Raw genomic sequence first — 24,936 nt, 5'->3', positions numbered from 1 at the left:
CTGGGGACCTCACTGGGACTCAGCGGTGTAGAGGGGCAGACGGGGGTCGACGGGCTGGTCCGGCCAGGTGCCGCGGATCCAGGCGTGGTCGGGGTGGTCGCAGATCAGCCAGGCGCGCTCGGCCTCGGGGCCCGCCATGACGTTGAGGTAGTACATGTGGTGGCCGGGCACGGCCATGGAGGGCCCGTGCCAGCCGTCGGGGATGAGCACGACGTCGCCGCCGCGCACCTCGGCCAGCACATCGGTGTTACGGCCGTGGCCGGACGGGGAGACGCGCTGGTAGCCGAGACCGGGGGTGCCCTCATGGCCGGCGAACTCGAAGTAGTAGATCTCCTCGAGGACCGACTCCTCGCCGGGGCGGTGCTCGTCGTGCTTGTGCGGCGGGAAGGACGACCAGTTGCCGCCCGGCGTGATGACCTCGACCGCGATGAGCTTGTCGCACTCGAAGACGCCTGCCGCACCGAAGTTGTTCACCTGGCGGCTGCTGTTGCCCGTGCCGCGCAGTTCCACCGGCACCGACGACGCCGGACCGTAGCGGGCGGGCAGCCGCCGGGAGCACCGCGCGCCGGTCAGCGCGAACCGTCCGCCGGCGGGCGACGAGACGGTCGTACGGGCGTCGCGCGGCACATAGGCGAAGTCGCTGACAGCGGTGAACACGCTGTCACGGCCGGTGAGGTGAAACGTGTCATGGCCGAAGTCGTCGGTGGCCTCGACCGTGCAGCCGCCGTTCAGCGGCAGCACGATCCACTCGCTGTCGTCGGTGTCGAAGCTGTGCGAGCCGCCGGGCGGCAGCTCCAGGATCCGCAGGCTGGAGTAGCCCCAGCCGGCCTTCTCGGGCGTGACGTCCACGACGTACGGGCCGCCGAGCGCCTTTCCCGCGGGAAGGTGATACGTCATCGTGTTCCTCCGGGTCACAACAGCCGGGTCACAACAGGCCGACGGCCGTGTCCACCGCCGTCTCCACGCTGCCCTCGGCCGGGTAGAGCAGCGAGCGGCCGACGACCATGCCCTGGACGGTCGGGAGCCGGAGCGCCTTGCGCCAGCGCTCGTAGGCACCCTCCTGGTCGTCCCCGACCTCGCCGCCCAGCAGGACGACGGGCAGTGTGGACGTCTGAAGAACTTCGGCCATGTCGTCGGGGTCATGGGTGACGGGCAGTTTCAGCCATGTGTACGCCGAAGTGCCGCCCAGGCCCGACGCGATGGCGATCGACTTGGTGACGGCCTCGGCGGACAGGTCGTTGCGCACCTTGCCCTCGACCCGCCGGGATATGAACGGCTCGACGAACAAAGGCAGTTGGAGCGCGGCCATGGCGTCGACGGCGCGGGCCGTGGACTCCAGGGTGGTGAGCGAGCCCGGGTCGTCGTAGTCGATACGAACCAACAGCTTCCCCGCGTCGAAGCGCAGCCGGGCGATGTCCTCGGCGCGGTGGCCGGTGAAGCGGTCGTCCATCTCGAAGGACGCTCCGGCCAGGCCGCCGCGGTTCATGGAGCCCATGACAACCTTGTCGTCGAGGACGCCGAGCAGCAGCAGATCCTCCAGGATGTCGGCGGTGGCCAGCACCCCGTCCACGCCGGGCCGGGACAGGGCGATGCAGAGACGTTCCAGCAGATCGGCCCGGTTGGCCATGGCGAGCCGGTGGTCACCGACGCCCAGCGCGCCGCGTGCCGGATGGTCGGCGGCCACGATCATCAGGCGGCCGCTGTCGCCGACCAGCGGGCGGCGCACCCGGCTTGCCGCCGCCTGCGCGATCGCCTCGGGGTTCCGGGCTCTGACCGCGGTGAGGCCGGAGATGCTGATGCTCAAGGAAAGCTCCGTTCAGGGGTGGCTCGGTCGGCCGTCATGACGCCTGGGCGAGGAGGCTCTCGACCTCGGACTCGGTGGGCATCGCGGAGGAGCAGGCGAGGCGGGACGCTACGAGGGCGCCGGCGGCGTTGGCGTACCGCATGGTTTCGGCCAGGTCCCACCCGGACAGCAGCCCGTGGACCAGCGAGCCGCCGAAGGCGTCGCCCGCGCCGAGGCCGTTGACCACCTCGACCGGCACCGGCGGCACCTCGGCCTGAGTGCCGTCGCGGTGGACCGCCAGCACGCCCTTGGGGCCCTGCTTGACGACCGCCAGCTCCACGCCCGCCGCCAGCAGCGCCTCGGCGCAGGCGCGCGGCTCGCGGACGCCGGTGGCGATCTCGCACTCGTCGAGGTTGCCGACGGCGACCGTCGCGTGCCGAAGGGCCTCGGCGTAGTACGGACGGGCCTCGTCCGGGTCGCGCCAAAACATTGGCCGCCAGTCGAGGTCGAAGACCGTCGTGCCCGCCTTGTCGCGGGCCTTGAGGGCGGCGAGGGTGGCCGAGCGGCTCGGCTCCTCGCTCAGACCGGTGCCGGTGATCCAGAACACCCGGGCCGAGCGGATGGCCCAGTAGTCGAGTTCGTCGGAGTGTATCTCCAGGTCAGGGGCCTTAGGCTGCCGGTAGAAATACAGCGGGAAGTCGTCCGGCGGGAAGATCTCGCAGAACGTCACCGGCGTCGGATACGCCGCGACGGGCGTCACCCAGCGGTCGTCGACGCCGAAGTCCTTCAGGGCCTCGTGCAGGTACGCGCCGAACGGGTCGTCGCCGGTGCGCGTGATCACGGCGGTGTCCCGACCGAGCCGAGCGGCGGCCACCGCGACGTTCGCGGCGGAGCCTCCGAGGAATTTGCCGAACGTCTCCACCTGCGTCAGAGGTAGGCCAGACTGCAGGGGGTAGAGATCGACTCCTATCCTTCCCATCGTGATCAAGTCGAAGGACTTGGCTGACTCGGCCATGCGCGACGCTCCTACAGCTGGACTGGGGGTGCGGGTCCCATCGGGCCTGCCGCCTCCCAGGTGTAGGTCGTGGAGGCCGACGCTGTCAATAGTTTGTACTTACATTCGGACCTGAGCGTGAAATGATGTCTTAACAAAGTATTGACAGTGGGCGCATCCAGGGATTGGATTCCGTGCCAGCGAACCCGCCGTGTTCCACGACACACGACCCGGACTTCCCAAGGGTCCGGGTCTCGGATCCAGTGATCATCCCTTTCCCCCCGTCGCACACCCGTCGCACAGTGAGGTGCTGGAAAGATGGACCGCTACTACCCCCGCTCCCGCAAGCTGGCCCCCATGGTGGCTCTGGCTGCCGCGGCTGCGCTGACCCTCGCAGGCTGCTCCAGCGGCTCCGGTGGCAAGCAGGCCGAGGAGGGTGGGGAAAACGCTTCTGCGGGCAAGGCCACCACTCCCCGTATGACTGTCGCCCTGGTGACGCACCAGGCGCCCGGTGACACCTTCTGGGACATCGTCCGCAAGGGCGCCGAAGCGGCCGCCGCGAAGGACAACATCAAGCTGGTCTACTCAGCCGACCCGAACGCGGGCAACCAGGCCAACCTGGTGCAGAACGCGATCGACCAGAAGGTCGACGGCATCGCGATCACCCTTGCCAAGCCGGACGCCATGAAGGACGTCGTCAGCAAGGCGAAGGCCGCGAACATCCCTGTCGTCGGTCTCAACTCCGGTGTGAGCGACTGGCAGAAGCTCGGCCTGATGGAGTTCTTCGGCCAGGACGAGACGGTGGCCGGCGAGGCCCTCGGCAAGCGCCTGAACGAGGAGGGCGCCAAGAAGGCCGTCTGTGTCATCCAGGAACAGGGCAACATCGGCCTCACCCAGCGCTGTGACGGAGTGAAGAAGACGTTCGACGGCACGACCGAGACCCTGAACGTCAACGGCACGGACATGCCGTCCGTGAAGTCCACGATCACCGCCAAGCTCAAGACGGACAGCGACATCGACTACGTGGTCGCCCTCGGCGCCCCGTTCGCGCTGACGGCCGCGCAGTCCGTGGACGAGACGGGCAGCAAGGCGAAGGTCGCCACCTTCGACCTCAACAAGCAGCTGACCGGAGCGATCAGCAAGGGCGACATCGAGTTCGCCGTCGACCAGCAGCCCTACCTCCAGGGCTACCTGGCCATCGACTCCCTGTGGCTCTACAAGAACAACGGCAACTACATGGGCGGCGGCGAGGCACCGGTGCTGACCGGACCGGCCTTCGTCGACAAGACGAACGTCGAGACGATCGACAAGTTCGCCGCGAAGGGCACTCGGTGATGGGCATGACCCGACAGGCTGAGCCGGCGGTGACCACACCGCCGGCCTCCGGCCCCGGCAAGCAATCCGACGGGCGGACCAAGGAGCGCCCTGTGGCGCTGCGCCTCCTCGCCCGTCCCGAGGTCGGTGTCTTCCTCGGCGCCGTCGCGGTGCTGATCTTCTTCCTCATCACGGCCCCGGCCGTGCGTGACGGCAGCTCGATGGCGAACATCCTGTACCAGTCGTCGACGATCGGGATCATGGCCCTGCCGGTCGCGCTGCTGATGATCGGCGGCGAGTTCGACCTGTCCGCCGGTGTCGCCGTGATCACCTCGGCCCTGACCGCGAGCATGGTCAGCTACCAGCTGACGATGAACGTCTGGGTCGGTGTGATCGTCGCCCTGATCGTGTCCCTCGGAGTCGGTCTGTTCAACGGCTGGCTGCTGGTCAAGACCGGTCTGCCGAGCTTCCTGGTCACCCTCGGCACGTTCCTGATCCTCCAGGGCGTGAACCTCGCGGTCACCAAGCTGATCACCGGCAACGTCGCCACCGACGACATCAGCGACATGGACGGCTTCGACCAGGCCAAGGCGATCTTCGCCTCGTCCTTCGACGTCGGCGGTGTCCAGGTGAAGATCACCGTCGTGTGGTGGCTCGTCTTCGCGGCGCTCGCCACGTGGGTCCTGCTGCGCACCAAGTACGGCAACTGGATCTTCGCGGTCGGCGGCAACAAGGGGTCCTCGCGGGCCGTCGGTGTGCCCGTGACGTTCACGAAGATCTCGCTGTTCATGCTGGTCGGCTTCGGCGCCTGGTTCGTCGGCATGCACCAGCTGTTCTCGTTCAACACCGTCCAGTCCGGTGAGGGCGTCGGTCAGGAGCTGATCTACATCGCCGCCGCGGTGATCGGTGGCTGTCTGCTGACCGGTGGCGCGGGCTCCGCGATCGGGCCGGTCTTCGGCGCGTTCATGTTCGGCCTGGTGCAGCAGGGCATCGTCTACGCCGGCTGGAACCCCGACTGGTTCAAGGCCTTCCTCGGCGTGATGCTCCTCGGCGCCGTCCTCATCAATCTGTGGGTCCAGCGCACGGCGACCCGGAGGTGACCCGAATGACAGGCAACGAAACCGGCACCCACGGTGCCGTCCTGCAGGACAAGACCCCGCAGAAGGACGCCCCGGTCGTCGAACTGCGCAACGCCGGCAAGTCCTACGGCAACATCCGCGCCCTGCACGGCGTCGACCTGAAGGTGTTCCCGAGCCAGGTCACCTGCGTTCTCGGTGACAACGGCGCGGGCAAGTCGACCCTCATCAAGATCATCTCGGGGCTGCACCAGCACACCGAGGGCGAGTTCCTCGTCGACGGCGAACCCGTGCGCTTCTCCACCCCCCGCATGGCGTTGGACAAGGGCATCGCGACGGTCTACCAGGACCTGGCCGTCGTCCCCCTGATGCCGGTGTGGCGGAACTTCTTCCTCGGCTCCGAGATGACGAAGGGCCCCTGGCCCGTACGCCGTCTCGACATCGACAAGATGAAGAAGACCGCCGACGAAGAGCTGCGCAACATGGGCATCATCCTCGATGACCTGGAACAGCCCATCGGCACCCTCTCCGGCGGCCAGCGCCAGTGCGTGGCCATCGCCCGCGCCGTCTACTTCGGCGCCCGGGTCCTCATCCTGGACGAGCCCACCGCCGCCCTCGGCGTCAAGCAGTCCGGCGTGGTCCTGAAGTACATCGCCGCCGCCCGCGACCGCGGACTCGGCGTCATCTTCATCACCCACAACCCCCACCACGCCTACATGGTCGGCGACCACTTCAGCGTCCTGCGCCTGGGCACCATGGAGCTCAACGCCTCCCGCGACGAGGTCAGCCTCGAAGAACTCACCAACCACATGGCCGGCGGCACCGAACTCGCCGCCCTCAAGCACGAACTGGCCCAGGTCCGCGGCGTCGACGTCGAGGAACTCCCCGAGGCCGCCGACCTGACCGCACCCGTGGCATCCTCCGAAGGGAAGTCCTGACATGCCCCCTGTGCTGGACCGCATCCGGGTCGGCTCGGCCCCCGACTCCTGGGGCGTGTGGTTCCCCGACGACCCCGTCCAGGTGCCCTGGGAACGCTTCCTCGACGAGGTCACCGAGGCGGGCTACGAGTGGATCGAGCTGGGCCCGTACGGCTATCTGCCGACCGACCCGGCCCGGCTCACCGACGAGGTGAACCGGCGCAACCTGAAGGTGTCCGCGGGCACGATCTTCACCGGCCTGCACCGCGGCCCGGGCGTCTGGGAGTCCACCTGGGAGCACGTCAGCCAGGTCGCCGGTCTCACCCAGGCCATGGGCGCCAAGCACCTGGTCGTCATCCCGTCCTTCTGGCGTGACGACAAGACCGCCGAGATCCTGGAGCCGCCGGAGCTGACCGGCGAGCAGTGGGCCCATCTGACGAAGGGCATGGAGCGGCTCGGTCACGAGGTGAAGGAGCAGTTCGGCCTCGACATCGTCGTGCACCCGCACGCCGACACCCACATCGACACCGAGGCACACGTCGAGCGCTTCCTCGACTCGACCGACTCCGACCTGGTCAACCTCTGCCTGGACACCGGCCACTACGCCTACTGCGGTGGCGACAGCGTCAAGCTGATCGAGACCTACGGCGAGCGCATCGGCTATCTGCACCTCAAGCAGGTCGACCCCGAGATCCTCGCGGACGTGGTGAAGAACGAGATCCCGTTCGGACCCGCCGTCCAGCGCGGCGTGATGTGCGAACCCCCGGCCGGCGTGCCGGAGTTGGGTCCGGTCCTGACGGCCGCGCAGAAGCTGAACGTGGACCTGTTCGCGATCGTCGAGCAGGACATGTACCCCTGCGAGCCGGACAAGCCGCTGCCCATCGCGGTCCGTACCCGCAAGTTCCTGAGCTCCTGCGGCGCCTGACGACCCGAAAGGACGGCCGATCACCATGACCCAGCGTCCGCACACGCTCGGAGTCGCCGTCATCGGTACCGGAAAGATGGGCGCCGACCACGTCCGCCGTGTCCAGGAGGTCATCAGCGGGGCACGGGTGACCGCCGTCGTGGACGTCGACGCGGAACGCGCCAAATCGGTGGCCGCCCGCGTCGACGGCTGCACCGCCCACACCGACCCGGCGGCCGCGATGGCGTCGGCCGACGTCGACGCGGTGATCATCGCCTCGCCGGGGCCCGCCCACGAGGCGGCACTCCGCACGGCCTTCGAGCACGATCTGCCGGTACTGTGCGAGAAACCCCTCACCCCCGACTCAGCGTCCGCGCTGCGCGTCCTGCAGGCCGAGCAGAAGCTGGGCCGGCGCCGGGTCCAGGTCGGCTTCATGCGGCGCTACGACGCCGAGTACACGAAGCTCAAGGCCCTGCTGGAGACAGGTCAGTTGGGCCGTCCCCTGATGCTCCACAACCGGCACCGCAACGTCGCCAGCCCGCCCGGCTGGACGTCCGAGATGCTCATCAACGACTCGGTGACGCACGAGATGGACGTGACCCGCTGGCTGCTCGGCCACGAGATCACGGCCGTCACCGTGCTGGCCCCGACCCCGTCGGGGAACGCGCCGGACGGCATCCGCGACCCGCAGTTCGTCGTCTTCGAGACCGACGGCGGGGCGATCGTCGACGTCGAGATCTTCGTCAACTGCGGCTTCGGCTACCAGGTCCAGGCCGAGGTCGTCTGCGAACGCGGCACCGCCCGCGTCGGCGACGGCCACGCCATGGTCACCAACGCGGCCGGCCGCTGGGGCGGCATCATCGCCCAGGACTACATCGAGCGGTTCGCCGACGCCTACGACCGTGAGGTGCAGGCCTGGGTCGACGCCACCCGGCGCGGTGAGGTCACCGGACCCAGCGCGTGGGACGGGTACGCCGTGGCCGCGGTGTGCGAGGCGGCCGTACGGGCGCTCGAGGAGGGCGGCCGGGTCCCGGTGGAACTGGTCGAGCGGCCCGCGCTGTACCAGTAGAGGGTGGAGGTGCCGCCCCGGTCGGGAAGGGATCGGCGTCCGCCGGTAACGGGCCGGCGCCTGCCGGGGACCGGGCCCCGGGCCGCGGACGCCGGGCGTAGGGAGCAGCGGTCGGCGCAGTCTCCGGGGCCCGGCCATGGCCTGTGGCGTGTGCTGCCGGGCCGGCCGGCGAATTCCGCAAGGCCCCGCAGTGCGGAGCGCAATGTGCTGCCCGTCGCGGTCGGTGCGGCCCTCGCCCCCGCGGTGGCCCCGGACGGGGAGGTGCCGTCCCGGAACGCCAGGACCGCGTCCACTGCGCCGCCGGGCTGCCGCGGACCGGCCTGTGCGGCCAGGGACCTGCAGAAAAAGGCTGCGGCCGGGGCCCCCTGGAACATGGCCGATCGGCGCCCCGGAGCCGGGATCGAGATCCGGTTCAGCGTGCGCTGCGAGGCGGCCTGGGCACGAATCCGGCAGTCCTGGATCGGTGACCGAGTCGAGATCGCCGGACCCGGTGGCCGGACCCAACGGGCCACCGTCGCCGACAAGTTTGACGCGGAAGGGCATCGCTTCACGCCGACGGCCCCGGCCCACGGCCCCTCGGTGTGCGCAGAAGCGTTCAGCGGCTGGCGGCGAGCGCCGCGAGGACGGCGTGTGTGAGGCGGGTGACGTAGGCGTCGTCGGTGGGGCCACCGACCGCGAGCATCCTGAAATACAGCGGAGCTCCGAAAATGTCGACGGCCAGGCCCATGTCGATGTCGCCGGGCAACTCGCCGCGGACCACCGCCTGGCGCAGGAGCGTCGCCACAGCCGCACGCCGGGGACCGAGGACCGCCTCGTGCAGCGCCTCGCGCAGGGAAGGGTTGCGGGCCGACTCGGCCACCAGGTCGGGGATGATCCGGCCGGCGAGGGGATGCCGCAGGTCGGCCATGGTGTGCCGGATGAAGCGCTCGACGTCGTCGTGCAGCGCCCCGGAGTCGGCCGTCGCGGGCAGGTGTGCGGCGGCGGCCTCCGAGACCAGCTCCACCACCATGGCCTCCTTGGCGGGCCAGCGGCGGTAGAGGGCCGCCTTGCCGACACGGGCTCGGCGGGTCACGGCCTCCATGGACATCCGGGCGTACCCGGTCTCGGCCAGTTCTTCGAAGACCGCCCGCCTGATCGTCTCGGTCACGGATTCCCGTAGCACCGCGGAGCCGGTGGGCCTGCGGTCGAACGTGTTCCGGCTGGTGGAGTCCACCGCGCGAGATTAGCACCGAACGGAACGGTTGCGTTCCGCCGAGGCCGGGTGTACGTTCCGCGACGAGACGGAACGGCCCTGTTCCGTTCCACCCCGGACCTGTCCGGGAAAGGGGGTCACGATGAAGTTCCTCTTCGACGATGTGGCGTTCTCCTTCCAGGCTCTGCGTACCGCCGGGCACGCCGCCTACGCCGGCGCGGACCTCGGCGAGGTCCTCGTCACCTGCCGGAACATCCCGGACGGCGACGAGCAGGGCTGGTACCGCGAGTGGACCGCGCTCGCCGAACGCCTCCACCGCATCGGCGACGAGGCGCTGGCCGCAGGCCACCGGGTCAGCGCCCGTGAGGCACTGCTGCGGGCCTCGAACTACTACCGGACCGCGGACTTCTTCCGCGTCGAGAACCGCGACGCCGACACCGAGTCGGACCGGCTCGCCCGGTGCTCGCGGCAGACCTTCGCACGGGCGGCCGAACTCTTCGACGTGCCCGCGCTGCGCCTGGAGATCCCTTATGAGGACACCACCCTGCCGGGATACCTGTTCCGCGCCGACGGAGCCGGCGACACGGCCCGCCGCCTGCCCACGGTGATCCACCACGGGGGCTACGACTCGACCCTGGAAGAGCTGTACTTCATGGTGGCGGGCGGTGCGCTGCGCCGCGGCTACCACGTGCTCGCCTTCGAAGGACCCGGTCAGCAGTCCGTCCGGCGGGAGCAGGGACTCGTCTTCCGGCCGGACTGGGAACACGTGGTCGGCCCTGTGGTCGACCACGCTCTGACCCGTCCGGAGGTGGACCCTGACAGGCTCGTGTTGTGGGGTACCAGCTTCGGCGGGCTGCTGGCCGCCCGCGCGGCCGCGTTCGAGGACCGCCTCGCCGCGTGCGTCCTGCACAACGGGATCTACGACTTCTACGAACTCCCGCTCCGCGGTATCCCGCCCCACCTGGGCGAATGGGTGGCGGAGGGCCGCGACGACGTGGCCGGGCCCGCACTGGACGTCGACATGGTGCGGAGCACACGGGTGCGCTGGTTCCTGCGGCACGGCATGTGGGTCTTCGGGGCCAAGACGCCCCCCGAGGCGCTGCGCGCCTGCGCGCCGTACAACCTCGACGGCGCGGCCGAGCATGTCACCTGCCCGACCCTGGTCCTCGACGCGGAGAACGACGTGATCTGCCACGGTGAGGCCAGGCGGGTGCACGACGCGCTGCGCTGCCCGAAGGAGTTCACGGTGTTCACCGACGCCGAAGGGGCCGGTGAGCACTGCCAGGAGGGCGCGGCGCTCCGCTTCCACCAGCGTACGTTCGACTGGCTCGACGAACGGCTGTCCCTGGCATGACCGTCGAAGCGGACACCCGGCCGGACGCCGCGGACGACACCCGGCGCCGCAGGCGCACCGTACTGACCCTGCTCGCGCTGTTCATCGTGATCAACGCCGCCGACAAGGCCGTGCTCGGTCTGACCGCGGGCCCCATCAAGGACGATCTCGACCTCACGGCCACCGAGTTCGGCACCATCGCCAGCAGCTTCTACCTGTTGTTCAGCCTCTCGGCGGTCTCCGTCGGCTTCCTCGGCGACCGCATCCGCCCCCGGCCCCTGCTTGCCGTGCTCGCCCTGGTCTGGGCGGCGGCCCAGCTGCCGATCCTCCTCCCCGCAACAGGATTCGCGGCGCTCGTCGCCACCCGGGTGGCGCTCGGTGCGGGTGAGGGGCCGGGGTACCCCCTGGCCAACTACACGGCCTTCACCTGGTTCCCGGAGAAGCGGCGTGCCCTGCCCTCGGCCGTCGTGGTCGCGGGTGCCGCCGGCGGCACCGTCCTGGCCGCCCCGCTGGTCGTCCTGGTCAGCAACAGCCTCGGCTGGCGGGCCGCGTTCGGCCTGCTCGGGGCCGTCGGGGTGGTGTGGGCCGTCGCCTGGCTCAGGCTCGGTGGCGGCGGCCCGTACACCGCGCGCCTCGGCCCCGCCCAGGACGAACCGTCCAGGGCGGCAGAGGAGCAGACGTCCGTGCCGTTCTGGCGCGTCGTCACCACCGGCACCTGGCTGGGGGCGACGTTCTCGGCGTTCGCGGTCATGTGGACGCTCGCACTGGGCTTCGCCTGGCTCCCGCTGTTCCTGGAGGAACAGGCCGGCTTCAGCGACGCGGAGGTCAGCGGGATCGTCGGCCTGCCCGCCCTGTCGATGGCCGTCCTCGTCCTCACCGCGGGAGCCGTCGCGCACCGGTTGCTGCGGCGAGGGGGGACCGCCCGGGTCGCGCAGGGGCTGATCGGCGCGTCACTTCCGCTTCTGGCCGGTGTCTGCCTGCTCCTGACGACCCGGGTCGGCCCCGCCGTCCTGCTGCCGCTGCTCGTACTCGCGTTCTCAGCCGGCAACGGACAGACCCCGCTGACCAACGCGGCGATCGCGGACATCTGCCCGCCCGGACGACGCAGCGCGGCTCTGGGACTGTCCTACGCCCTCGCCGCCCTCTCCAGCCTGCTCGCCCCCTACGTCACCGGCCGGATCATCGACGCCGCCCCCACCGAGGCCGTCGGCTACGGCCGGGCCTTCGACCTGACCGCCGGCCTGCTGATCACCGGTGCCGTCCTCTCGGCGTTCCTGATCCGTCCCGACCGGGACGCGCTCGCCCTGCTGCCCGACCCCCCGGTGGCGTCCCCCGCGTTCGGCACGGACGCGGAGCCCTCAGTGAAGGAGTGACCCCGATGCCCGTAGACATCGCCGTCGTCCACGGGGCCCGCACCCCGATCGGCCGGTACAAAGGCGATCTGAGTTCGGTGCCCGCCCACCGGCTGGGAGCCGTTGTGATCCGGGAGGCGGTCCTGCGCGGCGGACTGGAACTCGACGCCGTGGATGAAGTCGTCCTGGGCTGCGTGGGCCAGGTCGGCCCCGACGCGTTCAACGCCCGGCGCGCCGCACTGCGTGCCGGGCTGCCCGTGCGGACCACCGCGTACAACGTCAACAGGCTGTGCGGATCAGGACTCCAGGCGGTCTGGTCGGCCGCGCAGAGCCTCACCCTCGGTGCGACCGATGTCGTCGTGGCGGGCGGCAACGAGTCGATGACCCGTCAGCCGCTGCTCGACTACGGCGAACGGGCCCCCGACGAACTGGCCGAAGGCACGACCATCGACGGCACCGTCTCCCTGGTCACCGACCCCTTCGGGGACTACCCCATGGGCATGACGGGCGAGGCGGTGGCCGACCGGTACGGCATCTCGCGGCGGCGCCAGGACAGATGGGCCGCCGAGAGCCAGCGGCGCGCCTGTATCGCCTTGGAGGAGGGACGGTTCCAGGACCAGATCGTGCCCGTGACCACCGCGCACGGCATCGTCGAGCGGGACGAACACCCCCGGCCCGGTACGACGGAGGAGAAACTCGCAGGCCTGCGCCCCGTCTTCGCGGAGCACGGCACGATCACCGCCGGGAACTCGGCCGGCATCAACGACGGTGCCGCCGCCGTGCTCCTGATGCGCGCGGCCGACCTCGACTCCGGCATCACACCGCTGTGCCGACTGCGTGACGCCGCCGTCACGGCGCTGGAGCCGGAGATCATGGGCGTCGCCCCCGCGGAGGCGATCCGCACGCTGCTGCGCCGCAACGACCTCACCCTGGACGAGATCGACGTGATCGAACTCAACGAGGCGTTCGCAGCCCAGGTCCTCGCCGTCATGGACCACCTCAAGCTCGAACCGGACCGGGTCAACCCGAACGGTGGGGCGATCGCCCTGGGCCATCCCATCGGCGCCACCGGATGCGTCCTGCTGCTCAAGGCGGCGCACGAACTGCGCCGCACCGGCGGCCGGCTGGCCGTGGTGGCCCTGTGCATCGGCGGCGGCCAGGGCATCGCCGCACTGATCGAGAATCCGAGCGCGGCCCGATGAGCGCGTACGCCTGGTATCCGACGCGGGAGTTCACCGAGCGGAGCAACATCGCGGCGTTCTGCCGCAGGCACGGCGTCGACGGCGGCTACCGCGCGCTCCAGGCCAGGTCCGCGGCCGACCCCGAGTGGTTCTGGGAGCGGGCCGTGCAGGACATCGGCATAGTCTGGCACCGGCCGCCGCTGCGCGTGTGCGACGAATCCGGAGGCATCGCGTTCACGCGCTGGTTCCCGGGCGCGTACACCAACCTCGTGGACTCCTGCCTGGAGCGCCGGGTGCGGCAGGGGAGCGGGCAGGCTCCGGCACTGCGCTGGGAGCGGGAGGACGGCACGCGCGGGGTGCTGACCTACGGTGAGGCGGCCGCGTACAGCGCCCGGGTGGCCGGCGGGCTGCGCGGGCTCGGTGTCATGTCCGGGGACCGCGTGGCCGGCTACCTGCCTCCCGGTCCCGAGGCTTTCGTCCTGCTCTTCGCCTGCGCGCGCATCGGTGCCGTACTGGTTCCGCTGTTCTCGGGGTTCGGCGCCGAGGCCTTAGCGATCCGGCTCGTCGATGCCGACGTCCGGGTCCTGGTGACCGCCGGGGACGCCGTCCGGCGAGGGCGTCGGCAGGACATGGCGGCGGTGGCCCGCACATCACTGGAGAGCGCCACGTGCGTACGCCATCTCGTCGTCGTGCGGGAGCCGAGCGGGCCACGGCACTCGTCCGACTCACCTTGTCCGCGCGCCCCGGCTGGGCCTGGCGTGCCGTCCGGGACCGGTGGGCCCGACGAACGGGCCCACGCCGCTGAGGCTCCTTCGGTGGGTGGCGGGCGCGGTGAGCCGGTGACGGCCGAACGGCCCGCTTCGGCCGCCGGCGAGCGCGGTGAGCCGGAGGCATCCGAGAGGCCCTCCCCCGCAGGCGGCGAGCAGGAGGGGCGAAAAACGGTGCCCTCAGGGCCCGGTGGCCACGACCGCGTCGGGCTCGCGACGACGGACTGGCACCGGCTGGCCGCCGCCGAACCTGTCCCGGTCGTCTCGGTGCCCGTCACTGCCCCGTTCCTCCTGTTGCACACCTCCGGCACCACCGGCCGCCCGAAAGGCGCGGTCCACACCCACGGCGGCTTCCCGGCACAGGTCGGCAGCGAGACCCGGTACAACTTCGACCTGCGGCCGGACGACGTGGTCTTCTGGGTGACCGACCCCGGCTGGATCATGTTCCCGCTCATCGCCTTGGGCGGCACCCTCGCAGGCGCCTGCGTCCTGGCCTACGAGGGCGCGATCGACCACCCGGACGTCACCCGCCTGTGGCACCTGCTCGACGACCACGAGGTCACCGTCTTCGGGAGTTCGCCCAGCCTGGCCCGCATGCTGATGCGTCGTGAGGCGCGCGACCCGGTCGTGCCCTCCCGGCTACGGATCCTCGGCTCGACCGGGGAGCCGTGGACCGAGGACGCCTGGCGCTGGTACTTCGCCGAGTTCGGCGGCAAACGCTGCCCCGTGATCAACATCTGCGGCGGCACCGAGGTCGGCGGATCCCTGCTCGCCTCCGCGCCCACCCTGCCCCAGTCGCCGTGCGCCTTCGCGGGCCCCTGCCTGGGCATCGCCGCGGTTGTCGAGGACGACTCCGGCGCGCAGCCGCCGGAGGGGCAGCTCGGGGAGCTGGTCGTCGAGCGCTCCTGGCCGGGCATGACCCGGGGGTTGTGGCGGGCGCGCGAACGCTTCGCCCAGACCTACTTCGGCCCCAGGCCGGGCCATTGGTCCCACGGCGACCTCGTCTCACGCACCGGCGACGAGTGGTTCGTCCACGGGCGGCTCGACGATGTCATCAAGCTGGCCGGCAAACGGCTCGGGCCCACCGAGGTCGAGGACGCCGTCGTCGGCGACCCGGCTGTCGCCGAGGCGGCCGCGGTCGGTATCCCGCACCCTGTCACGGGGGAGGCCCTGTGGTGCTTCGCGGTCCCGGCCGACGGCCGGTCGCTGGGCGAGACGGAGGCCGAGCGGATTCGTGGGCGGGTGGCCGGTGCGCTCGGCGCCGCGTTCCGCCCCGCCCGGGTGGTCGCCGTGCCGGAGCTGCCCAGGACCCGCAACGGCAAGGTGATGCGGCGGCTCGTCCGCGGCCTCGTCACCGGCGAGGCACCCGGCGACCTGTCCACACTCGTCAACCCGGCCTGCCTCGACGCGATCCGTGCCGCCCTGCACGAGCAGTGAAGGCAGGACCCGTTCAGGCGGGCCACCCGACCCGGCACCCATGCAGGCGGACGAGACGTCCACAGCCCGCCACGCCCACCACCCAAGGGAGTTCCATGCCGACGATCGACATCCTCCTGCCCGGCTTCGCCATCGACACGGACCAGGGCTATCCCGCCTTCTGCGGGGTGTTCCTGGTCCGCGGTCCGGACGCGGCCGGACGGGAGAGGAACATCATCATCGACGCCGCCCACGTCGGCCGCCGCCCCTTCCTCTGGAACGCGCTCGCCCGACACGGCCTCACCGCCGAGGACATCGACACCGTCGTCCTCACCCACGCCCACTGGGACCACGTCCAGAACGTCGACCTGTTCCCGCGGGCCACCCTCGTCCTGCACCCCGACGAACGCCGGTACGCGCACCTCCCGCACGCCAACGACTGGGCCACGCCCGCCTGGACGGGGCTGCTGCTGGAACAGCTCCCCGTCCGCGAGGTCACGGACGGGGAGGAGATCATCCCGGGGGTCGGCGTCATCGGCCTGCCCGGCCACTCGCCCGGCAGCATCGGCGTGATCGTGCAGACCGAGCACGGGCGCGCCGCCATAACCGGTGACGCCCTGCACTTCGCGTACGTCGCCCGCACCAGGCGCAACCCCCTGGTGTTCTGGGACGCCGACCAGGCCGCCCACAGCATCGAGCGGGTCCTGACGGTGTCCGATCTGATCTACCCGGGCCACGACCGGCCGTTCCGGCTCACCGCGGCCGGTGACATCGACTACCTGGAGTCGTTCGAGCTCACCCTGACGGGGCTGCGGCCCGACGACCACGGCCTCGCGTTCGCCGACGCCTCGGCGCGGCCGCTGTGGGTCATGCCAGGCATCCAGGAGCAGCGCACGCTGTACGAGAAGAATGCCGAGGACATCCGGCGGCGGATCAGCCGGGTGCCCCGGGTGGTGCCCCCGGCTCCGCGAGAAGCCGGGCCAGCGAACGGTTGAGCCGGTCGAAGAACGCGTCGGGCGCCTCGCGCGGGAAGAAGTGGCCGCCGGGGACCGGAGTCAGGCGGAAGCGGTGCACATACCGCCCCCAGGCCCGCACGGCGGTCGGGTCGACGAGCGGGTCGTCGGTGCCGGCGAACGCCTCTACGGTCAGCGGCAGCCGGGCCCGCTCGTCGTCCGGGTCCGGCAGCCCCGCCCGCTGGTGGCTCGCGCAGATCCGCAGGTCGTCGCGGAGGATCGGCAGCAGCGCCCGCAGCCAGTCCTCCCGCCCCAGGAACCGCGGGTCCAGCCCGCCGAAGTCCACGAGCAGGCGGGCCAGTTCGCCGTCCTGGTACCGGTCGGGCGGCGGCAGCGTGGGCGTACGGTGCGGGGCCGCGTAAGCCCCGAGGAACAGTGCGTCCGGACCGCGGCCGCCCGCGCGCAGCCGGGCCGCCGCCAGCGCGAAGGACAGCAGGGCGCCCATGCTGTGCCCGTACGCGGCCCACGGTCCCTCGTCGAGCCAGGGAGCTAGCTCGCGCCCGAGGGCGTCGACCACCTCCCCGGCGTCCTGGTACCGCGGCTCGCGGTAGCGCGCCTCGCGGCCCGGCAGCTGCACCGGCAGGACGTCGACGTCCGCCGGCACGCGCCGGGCCCAGGAACTGAAGAACGAGGCCCCGCCGCCGGCGTGGTGAAAGCAGAACAGCCGCAGCCGGGCGCCCGCACGGGGCGCCCGGCTCAGGCAGGAGGCCGAGGCACTCCTCGTCATGCCGAGTCTCCGGCCGACGTACGGGCGAGGCGGTGGCGGGCGCGCAGGACGCGGGCGCGGGCCGAGGCGGCCCGGCGTACGGTACCCGCCGTGCCGGTCATGCGCAGCGCCTGCGACAGCAGCCACAGCCGGGTCTCGGCCGCCCGGTCGGGCCGGCCGCCGAGGACGTCGTTCTCCACCAGGCGCAGGTGCGGCACGGTACGCTCCAGCAGCTCGACGTCCGAGGGAGGCGCGATCTCGTCGGTGCGGCTCGCCGCGTAGGCGACCGGCGTGCGCAGCCGGGTGAGCCGCTCCTCGTCCAGCTCCCAGTCGGCCAGGGCGGCCGGAAGCCGGTCCACCGGTGTGCGCATGATGTGGGAGAGGGTCAGGTTCACCAGGCGCGGCAGCGGCGTGTGGTCCGCGGCGCGGACGAAGAAGTCCCGCACCGGAGCCCCGACGGTGGCCAGCCCCCGGATACGGTCGTCCTCCAGGGCCTGGCGCAGCGCGAGATGCCCGCCGAAGCTCAGGCCCACGACACAGGTGCGGGAGGCGTCGGCGGCGCGGCCGAGCAGGTCGAGGAGGTAAGTGAGCATGCGTGTGCTGTCCGTTCCGTAGGTGAGGGTGTTCTCGCCGACGCCGGGCAGTTCCGTTACCACGACGGCCGCGCCGAGCCGGTCGGCTCCGGCGAGCACCGGGGCCCACTGCTCCTTGGTGCCGGTGACGCCGCCCAGGACGATGATGAGCGGGAGCCTGTTATGGGTGGACAGGCCGGCGGCCCAGCAGGCGAAGCCGTTCTCCCCGTCGTGCAGGTCGAGCCGGGAGATGCCGCGTACGCGTTTGCGCCAGCGGTCGAAGGCCTCGACGCAGGCGCTCTGCGCCGCCTGCCGGAACGGCCCGTCGACGTAGGGGAAACGGGCCATCGCGTAGCAGCGGACGGCGTCCAGGTCGCGGCCGCGAGCCTCGGCCGCCATGCCGAGCGACGACCACTCGTGCACCCAGGCGCCGGGGCCCTCGTCCCCGACGTCCGTGCTGAGGCTCCGCATCACCCGGTCGATGACATCTGCGGGGATGCCCTGGGCGTGCGCGTGGGGCAGGGCGAACCTCCGCAGCTCCGCGAGGGGAATCATCGGGCCGCTCCTTTCTCTTCCTGGATCCGTTCCGGGGTATCGGGCGTGCCGTCGGTCGCCCGGCTGTTCCCGCGGCCGGTGAGGAAACGGGCGAGACCGGCCCGCACCCGCCTGCCGAGGCCGGGGGAGACGAACACGTCGAGCTGGGTGTCGAGGAACAAGGCGTGGAAGTGCAGGCAGGTGTCGGGGGCGTCGGGCGCGGCGGCGGGCCGAGGGGTGGTCACGGGCCGGCCACCACCTCGAACATCTGGCGGAACGTGCGTGCCTGGAGCACGTCGGCCACCGGGACGCGTCGGCCGACGACGTCCTCCACGACGGTCACGAGCCTGAGCAGCAGCACCGAGTCCCAGTCGGGGAAGTCGTCCAGCGGGCGATCGAGGTCGTCGGCCCGGACGTGCAGGCCGAGTTCCTCCTCCAGCAGCAGGCGGAACTCCGCGATGTCGGCGAGGGCGGTGGTCATGTCGGGTCTCCGTCGAACGGCCCGAACGCGGCGTGCAGCCGCAGATGGGCAGGGGCGGGGGCGATGTCGGTCAGGTCGTGCCGGAAGAAGACGGCCTCGGGATCGTCCGGGTCGGTGCCGACCGGGGCGAAACCGTGGTCGGCGTAGAAGGAGGCGAAGGCCGCGTTGCGGGGCGAGGGAAGGTAGCGGCCCGTCACCGCGCTCGCTCCGGTGTCGCGGGCGAACCGCAGCACCGCCGCCACACAGGCGCTCTCGATGCCCCGGGAGAACACCCGGCAGCTCAGGACGAAGTTGTCGATGCGCAGCACCTCTCCCTCACGCCGCAGGAACAGCGCGCCGACCAGGCCGTGGTCACCGAACCGGTCACGCGCGCGTACGGCGGGCACGTGGTGCCCCGGGCGGTCCACCTGCGCCGACACCTGGGCCGCCTGCAGACGTTCGGTGGCCAGGTGGAACTGGTTGGTGCGCAGGGTCAGCTGGGACACCCGAGCGATCTCGGACTCGTCCGGCGGCCGCAGGTCGACCTCCAGGCCGAGCCCGTCGAGATAGTCCTCGTAGGAGCCGACGTCCTCACGGAACTCCTGCCGCAGCGTCTCGGTGCGGTAGCGGCCGGCCCGCTCCAGGTCGGCCTCGGTCAGCTCGAACAGGTCGAACCAGCCGTCGGCCAGCAGCGCCGCGGGATGCAGCGCGGGCTCCTCGTCGACGCGGACCACGGCGACCTCGGGCAGCTGCTCGCCGACCAGCCCGCACTCGAAGGTGCTGTCGTCGACGAAGACGAAGCTGTCCAGGCCGAGCCCGAGCCTGTCCGCGATGTCGCGGAGATTGTCGTGCTTTGCCTTCCAGTTGGCGTTGACGCGGACGAAGTCGTCCTCGCGCAGCAGCATGCCCGGATGGGTGCGCAGCGTCGCGCGGACCAGCTCGGCGTCGTTCTTGCTGCTGACCGCGAGCAGTACGCCCTGCGCGCCGAGCTGCTGCACCGTCCGCTGGAACTCCTGGAAGGCCTCACCGCGCAGCCCCGCGCCGAGCTCGATGCCACCGGGCCCGGCCTCGCCGAGCACCCCGCCCCACAGTGTGCCGTCCAGGTCCAGCACCAGGCACTTGCGGGTGCGGCCGAGGCGGGCGCGTACGACGTGGGCGGTCTCCCGGGCGTAGGCGGCCAGCAGCGCGTCGGAGAGCCGGGCCCGGGCGTACTGCGCGGTGCGTGGCTCGCACGCCGGTACGCCCTCGGCGATCAGCGGGTCGAGGTCCACGGTGACCACGCCCGGGTACTGCTCGGCCAGGTTCAGCAGCCCGCTGTTGAACTCCCGCCACACCGCGCCGAGCCGGGCCCGCGAGCGCAGGTCGACCAGCTGGTGGGTGTAACGGCGGTGCAGCGGCACGGTGTTGAGAACGAGCAGGCCCCGGCCGGCCTGCTGGTGGGTGCGCACGGCGCCGGCCAGGAGCGAGAGCCTGGCCCGTGCGGCGGCCTCCACGTCCTCGGCTCGCCACGGCACCGTGACGTCGTCGAAGACGGTGTGCGCGTCGAGCAGGCAGAGCGTGAGCTGTGGCTGGTCCTCGCCGGCCGTCACCGGGCGCATCAGATCCTGGAGGTAGGCGCCGTACGGCGATACCTTCGCCTCCAGCAGCAGCCCGTGCCGGGCCAGTTCGGAGGTGAGGGGAGCCACCAGCCCAGCCACCGTCGAGTGGCCGGTGACGGTGACGGTGACCACCGGCACCTCCGCGTGGCAGCACACTTCCTTGGGATCGAGCCGGGCCAGCAACTGGCCCGCGGCCGGGAGGTCGGCCACCGGCATGCGCGACAGCAGGGACCGTACCGAGCCGTACTCCGCCGGGAGCCTGCCCGCGCGGTGCAGGGCGCGCAGCGCGCTCAACGCCTCGGAGTCGTGCCAGGTGGCCACCGGGTCCGGTGTGCTGTGCTTCTTGGTCGCCGTCATGAACGCTCCAGTGCGACACCGGACTTGATCCACTTGCTTGACTCGATGGCGACGGCGAGGGCGCGCCCGGGGCCGTCCCACTGCCGCAGCAGCTCCTCCAGCTGGAGGAACGGCAGCGCGTTGCCGTTGTTGCCGACATGGCGCACCACGTTGACGCGGCGGGCGTTCGGGGCGGGCATGCCGTCGGAGATGCGGTCGCTCATCCGGCCGGACAGCTGCGGGGGCAGCAGGAAGTCCAGCTCATGCGTGCCCCAGCCCAGGTCCTCCATGAGCTCCCAGAACGTCTGCTGGGCCAGCGCGGGCACCGCCTCCTCGATCGCCTTGTAGTCCTCGAAGACGGCGGTGCGGTCGGTGTGCCGGTCGCCGAGCCCGAACCAGTCGACGACCTGGCCCGGCTCCCGGCCCAGCCCCACCAGCCGGTTGAGCACCTGACGGATCACGACGCGCTGCCCGAGCGCTTCATTGCTGAGCACGGCCGCGCCGGCGCCGTCGCCGAAGAGCACGTAGTTGACCAGCTCGGCCGATGTGCGCGATCCCAGGTCGAAATCCGTCTCCAGGTGCTTGGCGCACACGTCGCCGCCGATCACCAGCACCGTGCCGCAGCGCTCGGCGAGCAGCAGCGTGCGGGCCACATCGAGGGCCTGCACGGCGCCGGCGCAGCCGGACTGCAGCTGATAGGTGGGGACGTTGTCGATGCCGAGCCGGTCCGCCACCAGGTTCACCGTGGCGGGCATCAGCTGGTCCGGCGTGGCCGTCCCCATGACGACGCAGTCGATGTCGTACGGCTCCAGACCGGCCTGAGTCAGCGCCCGGTCGGCGGCGGTCGCGGCGATGTCGGCCAGTGTGTGCCGTACCTCACCGGTCGGGAGGTCGACGGTGAAGTGCCGGGTGGCGTTGCCGATGAACATCTCGGCCCAGGTCTCGTCGACGCCGACGAGTTTGGCCAGGGTCGCGTTGTCCACGGGGTCACCGGGCAGACAGGTGCCGACCGAGGCCAGATGGACGATGGGGGCGGTCATCAGCGGGTTCCTTCCGGGGTTGTGGGTAAAGGAGCGGCGGCGCCTTCGGCGACGTGCCTCTCGCGCAGGAATCCGACGAGGTCACCCACGGTGCGCAGGCCGGCGAGCAGGTCTTCGATCGGGAGAGTGCCGAGTCGCGGGAGCGCGTCCTCGATGCGGGCCTTGAGCTCCATCACCCGGATCGAGTCGAAGCCCAGGTCCTCGTGCAGCCGGTGGTGGTCGTGCACGTGCTCGGGATCGTGCCCGCCGACCCGGCACACCAGTTGGCGTGTCAGGACGGCGAGAGGGTCCGGCAGGTCACCCGCCGGGGCCGGCGGGCACGATTCCCCGCGGTCCGCACCCCTACGGACCGCGGTGTCCGCGCCAGGGGGGACGGGCGGCGCGGACAGTTCGGGCAGGCCTGGGGCGGTGCCGGTGCGCCAGGCGCGGAACGAGTCGTCGAACACGTACGGCGGCAGTCGGCGGGGCACCCGGTCGGCCTCGGCGTACAGCACGTCCCACTCCGGTGCGAGCCCGGCGCACCACAGCTCACCGAACAGCTGCTGGGGCCGGTGGTCCGAGGCATGCTCGCCCGGGTGGGCGGCGTGCAGGCGCACCGGGCGACCGGCGTCCGGCTTGAGCCGGGCCAGCAGCGGGGTCAGCACCGCCCGCGGGCCGATCTCCACCACGTGGGTCACGCCTGCGGCCAGCAGAGCGCTCGCGGCATCGGCGAACCGCACCGGCGCGGTGATCTGCCGTGCCCAGTAGTCGGCGTCCATGGCTTCCCCGCCGGTGAGTTGATGGCCGTTCACCGTGGAGAAGAGCGGAATTCGTGGTCCCCGGGCGGGCAGGTCCGCGCACTCCCGGCGGAAGTCCTCGACCACGGGTTCCATCAGCGGCGAGTGGAAGGCATGGGAGACGGTGAGCCGCCGGGCGGCCACCCCACGCTTGGCCAACTGATCTTCCAGTGCGGCCAGTTCACGAAGGTCACCGGCGACCACCGTGCTGCCCGGTCCGTTGACGGCGGCCAGTCCGAGCCGCCGCCGCCTCACCAGCAGCGACTCGACGTCCGCGGCACCCATGCTCACCGCGAGCATCCCGCCGTCCCCGGGCAGCGCCTCCATCAGCGCCCCGCGCCGGGCGACCAGCCGGGCGGCGTCCGCCACGTCCAGCGCACCGGCCAGGCAGGCGGCGGCGAACTCGCCGATGCTGTGCCCGAGGACGTACGACGGCGCGATCCCGGACTCGACGAGGGCGGCGGCCATCGCGTACCCCACGGCGAACAGCGCCGGCTGGGCCGAGCGCGCCCGGTGGACCTCCGGATCGCCGTCGAGGACCAGGTCGCGCACCGACCGTCCGGTGTGCGGGGCGAGCACCTTGTCGATCTCGTCGAAATGCCGTGCGTAGGCAGGGAACGACCGGTACCAGGACGCGGCCATGCGGGGGTGCTGGGCGCCCTGCCCGGTGAAGGCGAACGCCACCGACGCCACCGCGCGCCGCCCGCCGTCCACCCGGGCGGCCTCCTCGGCGTGCTCCGCGGCCTTGCGCAACTCGGCGGCCAGCGTGGGCAGGTCGGCGGCGGCGACGGTAGCCCGATACGGCAGGCGGGACTTGACGCGATTGCTGGTCCAGCACAGCTGCGCCAGCTGGTTCTCCGGGCGGCGTGACAGGGCGTCGGCCTGCGCCAGCAGATTGGCGCGCAGCCGTTCGGGGGAGCGGGCGGAGACCGTGAACACCCCGGGCGCCCGGTCGCGGCCGCGGTGCACCGCTCGGGGGGCGGAGGCGAGCACGGCGTGGGCGTTGCTGCCGCCCATACCGAAGCTGCTGACCGCGGCGTGGACGGTGCCGGACGGCAGCCTGAGCGGTGCCTTGAGCAGGGAGAGCCGGCGCCCGGGCAGGTCCAGCCTCGGGTTCGCGTCGGCCGCGAACCGGCTGGGCGGCACCGTGCGGTGGTGGAGCGCCAGCACGGTCTTGATCAGCCCGGCGATCCCGGCCGCCCCCTCGGCGTGCCCGAAGTTGCTCTTGACCGAGCCCAGTCCCACGCTGCCGCCGCTGCGGCCACTGGTCAGCTCGCCGAGCGCCTGCGCCTCGATGAAGTCGCCCAGCAGGGTGCCGGTGCCGTGCGCCTCGACGAACCCGATGTCGTCGGCGGTGATGCCGGCCCGCTGCCAGACGGACTCGATCAGCCGTTGCTGCGCCCAGCGGTTGGGCGCGGTGATGCCGTTGCTGCGCCCGTCCTGGTTGATCCCGGTCTCCTTCAGCACGGCGTACACCGGCTGACGGTCCGTCAGGGCATCGCTGAGCCTGCGCAGCACCAGCACCGCCACGCCCTCGGCCCGTCCGATGCCGTCGGCCGAGGCGCTGAACGGCTTGCAGCGACCGTCGGGCGCCGAGAGGCCGGCCTGGGTGTAGAAGATGTTGATGACCGGCGTCATGATCAGGTTGGTCCCGGCCGCCAGCGCGAAGTCGCACTCCCCGGAGCGCAGTGAGCCCATCGCGAGGTGGACGGCGAAGAGCGAGGAGGAGCAGGCGGTGTCCACGGCGAGACTGGGGCCCTTGAGGTCGAGGTGGTACGAAACCCGGTTCGCGCCCATGAAGTAGCCATTGCCGGAGCCGTACCGGGCGGTGATCCTGTCGTAGTCGGCGAGCTGGAGATACGCCCACTCGTTGGCCATCACCCCGACGAACACGCCGGTGTCGGTGCCGGCCAGGTCCTGCGGGGCGACGGCCGCGTCCTCGATGGCCCGCCACGAGCACTGCAGCAGCAGCCGCTGCTGCGGGTCCATGGCCGCGGCCTCCCGCGGAGAGATCCCGAAGAAGCCCGGGTCGAACGCGTCGGGGTCCTGGATGAACCCGCCGCGCACGGTGTTGCTGCGGCCCGGCGGCCGGGCTTCGGAGGCGCTCTGCGGCGCGGTCGGTGAGGCGGTGTGGTAGCGGTCGGCGTCCCAGCGCTCGCCGGGAACCCGGTCGGTGCCGTCGCGTCCGTCCATGAGGAGCGACCAGTACTCGCGGGCGTCGCGGGCGCCGGGGAAGCGGCAGTCCAGGCCGACGACGGCGATCGGTTCGCGCTCGGTCACGACGGGTCCCCGGAGGCCAGGCGCTCGGCGAGGTGCTCACTGATCGCGTGGACGGTCGGGAAGTCGTAGGCGATGGTGGGGGAGACCGCGAGCCGGACGTGCGCCTCGATCTCGCCGCAGATGCTGATCGCCGCGACCGAGTCGATGCCGTAGTCGGCGAGCGGGGTGTCCGGGTCGATCTCCTCGGAGGCCCGGCGCAGATGGAAGGCCACCCGCTCGGTCAGCCACCCTTCGATGTCCGCAGCGCCGGAGTGCGGCGACGCCTGGTCCACGGGGGCGGTGCCGACGGGGGTGAGGGACTGGTCGGTGATGCTCATGGCGTG

23 protein-coding genes are annotated in these 24,936 nt (G+C 71.6%); 11 read left to right on the top strand and 12 right to left on the bottom strand.

Annotated features, from left to right (window positions below):
- Positions 1-9: 9 nt before the first annotated feature.
- From iolB to iolC, 3 genes are read right to left on the bottom strand one after another with little or no spacing between them, the layout of a single operon-like run.
- Positions 10-897: a 5-deoxy-glucuronate isomerase gene (gene iolB, locus ACFY5C_RS02235; protein ID WP_389439475.1), complete on the bottom strand. Its 888-nt coding sequence runs from the start codon at positions 895-897 to the stop codon at positions 10-12.
- A 28-nt stretch (positions 898-925) separates the two neighbouring features.
- Positions 926-1,804 carry a deoxyribose-phosphate aldolase gene (locus tag ACFY5C_RS02230; RefSeq protein WP_389439473.1) on the bottom strand — a complete coding sequence of 293 codons (879 nt, stop codon included), beginning with the start codon at positions 1,802-1,804 and terminating at the stop codon, positions 926-928.
- A gap of 34 nt (positions 1,805-1,838) precedes the next feature.
- Positions 1,839-2,798 (bottom strand): 5-dehydro-2-deoxygluconokinase, encoded by a 960-nt coding sequence (gene iolC / locus ACFY5C_RS02225; RefSeq protein ID WP_389439471.1) that lies wholly within the window; start codon positions 2,796-2,798, stop codon positions 1,839-1,841.
- Between the two features lie 297 nt (positions 2,799-3,095).
- Between iolC and ACFY5C_RS02220 the strand changes: the two genes are divergently transcribed.
- The 6 genes from ACFY5C_RS02220 to ACFY5C_RS02195 are packed head-to-tail and all read left to right on the top strand — an operon-like array spanning position 3,096 to position 8,693.
- Entirely contained in the window at positions 3,096-4,112 is a 1,017-nt protein-coding gene (locus tag ACFY5C_RS02220; protein WP_389439469.1) for a sugar ABC transporter substrate-binding protein, read from the top strand.
- On the top strand, positions 4,112-5,191 hold the full coding sequence (locus ACFY5C_RS02215) for an ABC transporter permease (RefSeq protein WP_389439467.1): 1,080 nt from the start codon (positions 4,112-4,114) through the stop codon (positions 5,189-5,191). The genes ACFY5C_RS02220 and ACFY5C_RS02215 overlap by 1 nt, the downstream gene beginning before the upstream one ends.
- 5 nt (positions 5,192-5,196) lie before the next feature.
- The gene (locus tag ACFY5C_RS02210; protein WP_389439465.1) at positions 5,197-6,105 is read left to right on the top strand and encodes an ATP-binding cassette domain-containing protein; all 909 of its coding nucleotides are present in this window, start codon (positions 5,197-5,199) and stop codon (positions 6,103-6,105) included.
- Position 6,106: 1 nt separating this feature from the next.
- Positions 6,107-7,009, top strand: a complete 903-nt coding sequence (locus ACFY5C_RS02205) for a sugar phosphate isomerase/epimerase family protein (RefSeq protein ID WP_389439463.1) — start codon at positions 6,107-6,109, stop codon at positions 7,007-7,009.
- Positions 7,010-7,034: 25 nt separating this feature from the next.
- Positions 7,035-8,057: a Gfo/Idh/MocA family protein gene (locus ACFY5C_RS02200; protein WP_389439461.1), complete on the top strand. Its 1,023-nt coding sequence runs from the start codon at positions 7,035-7,037 to the stop codon at positions 8,055-8,057.
- A 3-nt stretch (positions 8,058-8,060) separates the two neighbouring features.
- Positions 8,061-8,693, top strand: coding sequence for a DUF2690 domain-containing protein (locus ACFY5C_RS02195; RefSeq protein WP_389439459.1), 633 nt, complete (start codon positions 8,061-8,063; stop codon positions 8,691-8,693).
- Here the strand turns inward: ACFY5C_RS02195 and ACFY5C_RS02190 are convergent.
- Positions 8,653-9,270 (bottom strand): TetR/AcrR family transcriptional regulator, encoded by a 618-nt coding sequence (locus ACFY5C_RS02190; protein ID WP_389439457.1) that lies wholly within the window; start codon positions 9,268-9,270, stop codon positions 8,653-8,655. The two genes, ACFY5C_RS02195 and ACFY5C_RS02190, sit on opposite strands and share 41 nt — an antisense overlap.
- Before the next feature lie 121 nt (positions 9,271-9,391).
- Here ACFY5C_RS02190 and ACFY5C_RS02185 point away from each other — a divergent pair, with 121 nt between their 5' ends.
- The 5 genes from ACFY5C_RS02185 to ACFY5C_RS02165 all read left to right on the top strand — a co-directional run bounded on the left by ACFY5C_RS02185 (position 9,392) and on the right by ACFY5C_RS02165 (position 16,293).
- A complete protein-coding gene (locus ACFY5C_RS02185; protein WP_389439455.1) occupies positions 9,392-10,603 on the top strand; it encodes an alpha/beta fold hydrolase in 1,212 nt (403 codons plus the stop codon).
- Positions 10,600-11,955 carry an MFS transporter gene (locus ACFY5C_RS02180; RefSeq protein WP_389439453.1) on the top strand — a complete coding sequence of 452 codons (1,356 nt, stop codon included), beginning with the start codon at positions 10,600-10,602 and terminating at the stop codon, positions 11,953-11,955. Before ACFY5C_RS02185 ends, ACFY5C_RS02180 begins: the two co-directional genes overlap by 4 nt.
- 5 nt (positions 11,956-11,960) lie before the next feature.
- A complete protein-coding gene (locus tag ACFY5C_RS02175) occupies positions 11,961-13,136 on the top strand; it encodes a thiolase family protein (RefSeq protein WP_389439451.1) in 1,176 nt (391 codons plus the stop codon).
- Complete coding sequence (locus ACFY5C_RS02170) at positions 13,133-15,319, top strand: AMP-binding protein (RefSeq protein ID WP_389439449.1); 2,187 nt, start codon at positions 13,133-13,135, stop codon at positions 15,317-15,319. The genes ACFY5C_RS02175 and ACFY5C_RS02170 overlap by 4 nt, the downstream gene beginning before the upstream one ends.
- 95 nt (positions 15,320-15,414) lie before the next feature.
- Entirely contained in the window at positions 15,415-16,293 is an 879-nt protein-coding gene (locus tag ACFY5C_RS02165) for an MBL fold metallo-hydrolase (RefSeq protein ID WP_389439447.1), read from the top strand.
- On the opposite strand, the gene ACFY5C_RS02160 is transcribed toward ACFY5C_RS02165, so the two are convergent.
- From ACFY5C_RS02160 to ACFY5C_RS02125, 8 genes are read right to left on the bottom strand one after another with little or no spacing between them, the layout of a single operon-like run.
- Positions 16,232-17,038, bottom strand: coding sequence for a thioesterase II family protein (locus ACFY5C_RS02160; RefSeq protein ID WP_389439445.1), 807 nt, complete (start codon positions 17,036-17,038; stop codon positions 16,232-16,234). The two genes, ACFY5C_RS02165 and ACFY5C_RS02160, sit on opposite strands and share 62 nt — an antisense overlap.
- Positions 17,035-18,144, bottom strand: a complete 1,110-nt coding sequence (locus ACFY5C_RS02155; RefSeq protein ID WP_389439443.1) for an alpha/beta fold hydrolase — start codon at positions 18,142-18,144, stop codon at positions 17,035-17,037. The genes ACFY5C_RS02160 and ACFY5C_RS02155 overlap by 4 nt, the downstream gene beginning before the upstream one ends.
- Positions 18,141-18,368, bottom strand: a complete 228-nt coding sequence (locus ACFY5C_RS02150; RefSeq protein ID WP_389439441.1) for a hypothetical protein — start codon at positions 18,366-18,368, stop codon at positions 18,141-18,143. The genes ACFY5C_RS02155 and ACFY5C_RS02150 overlap by 4 nt, the downstream gene beginning before the upstream one ends.
- Positions 18,365-18,604: a phosphopantetheine-binding protein gene (locus ACFY5C_RS02145; RefSeq protein ID WP_369274833.1), complete on the bottom strand. Its 240-nt coding sequence runs from the start codon at positions 18,602-18,604 to the stop codon at positions 18,365-18,367. The genes ACFY5C_RS02150 and ACFY5C_RS02145 overlap by 4 nt, the downstream gene beginning before the upstream one ends.
- Positions 18,601-20,538 (bottom strand): HAD-IIIC family phosphatase, encoded by a 1,938-nt coding sequence (locus ACFY5C_RS02140; protein ID WP_389439439.1) that lies wholly within the window; start codon positions 20,536-20,538, stop codon positions 18,601-18,603. The genes ACFY5C_RS02145 and ACFY5C_RS02140 overlap by 4 nt, the downstream gene beginning before the upstream one ends.
- On the bottom strand, positions 20,535-21,557 hold the full coding sequence (locus tag ACFY5C_RS02135; RefSeq protein ID WP_389439437.1) for a 3-oxoacyl-ACP synthase III family protein: 1,023 nt from the start codon (positions 21,555-21,557) through the stop codon (positions 20,535-20,537). The genes ACFY5C_RS02140 and ACFY5C_RS02135 overlap by 4 nt, the downstream gene beginning before the upstream one ends.
- Positions 21,557-24,613: a type I polyketide synthase gene (locus ACFY5C_RS02130; protein ID WP_389439435.1), complete on the bottom strand. Its 3,057-nt coding sequence runs from the start codon at positions 24,611-24,613 to the stop codon at positions 21,557-21,559. Before ACFY5C_RS02130 ends, ACFY5C_RS02135 begins: the two co-directional genes overlap by 1 nt.
- Positions 24,610-24,930 carry an acyl carrier protein gene (locus tag ACFY5C_RS02125; protein WP_389439433.1) on the bottom strand — a complete coding sequence of 107 codons (321 nt, stop codon included), beginning with the start codon at positions 24,928-24,930 and terminating at the stop codon, positions 24,610-24,612. The genes ACFY5C_RS02130 and ACFY5C_RS02125 overlap by 4 nt, the downstream gene beginning before the upstream one ends.
- Positions 24,931-24,936 lie beyond the last annotated feature (6 nt).

Origin of the sequence: Streptomyces sp. NPDC012935 (assembly GCF_042900345.1) — a bacterium.
GTDB lineage: Bacteria > Actinomycetota > Actinomycetes > Streptomycetales > Streptomycetaceae > Streptomyces.
The sequence above is the reverse complement of the archived record's forward strand: the minus strand, read 5'-3'. Positions and strand labels throughout refer to the sequence as shown.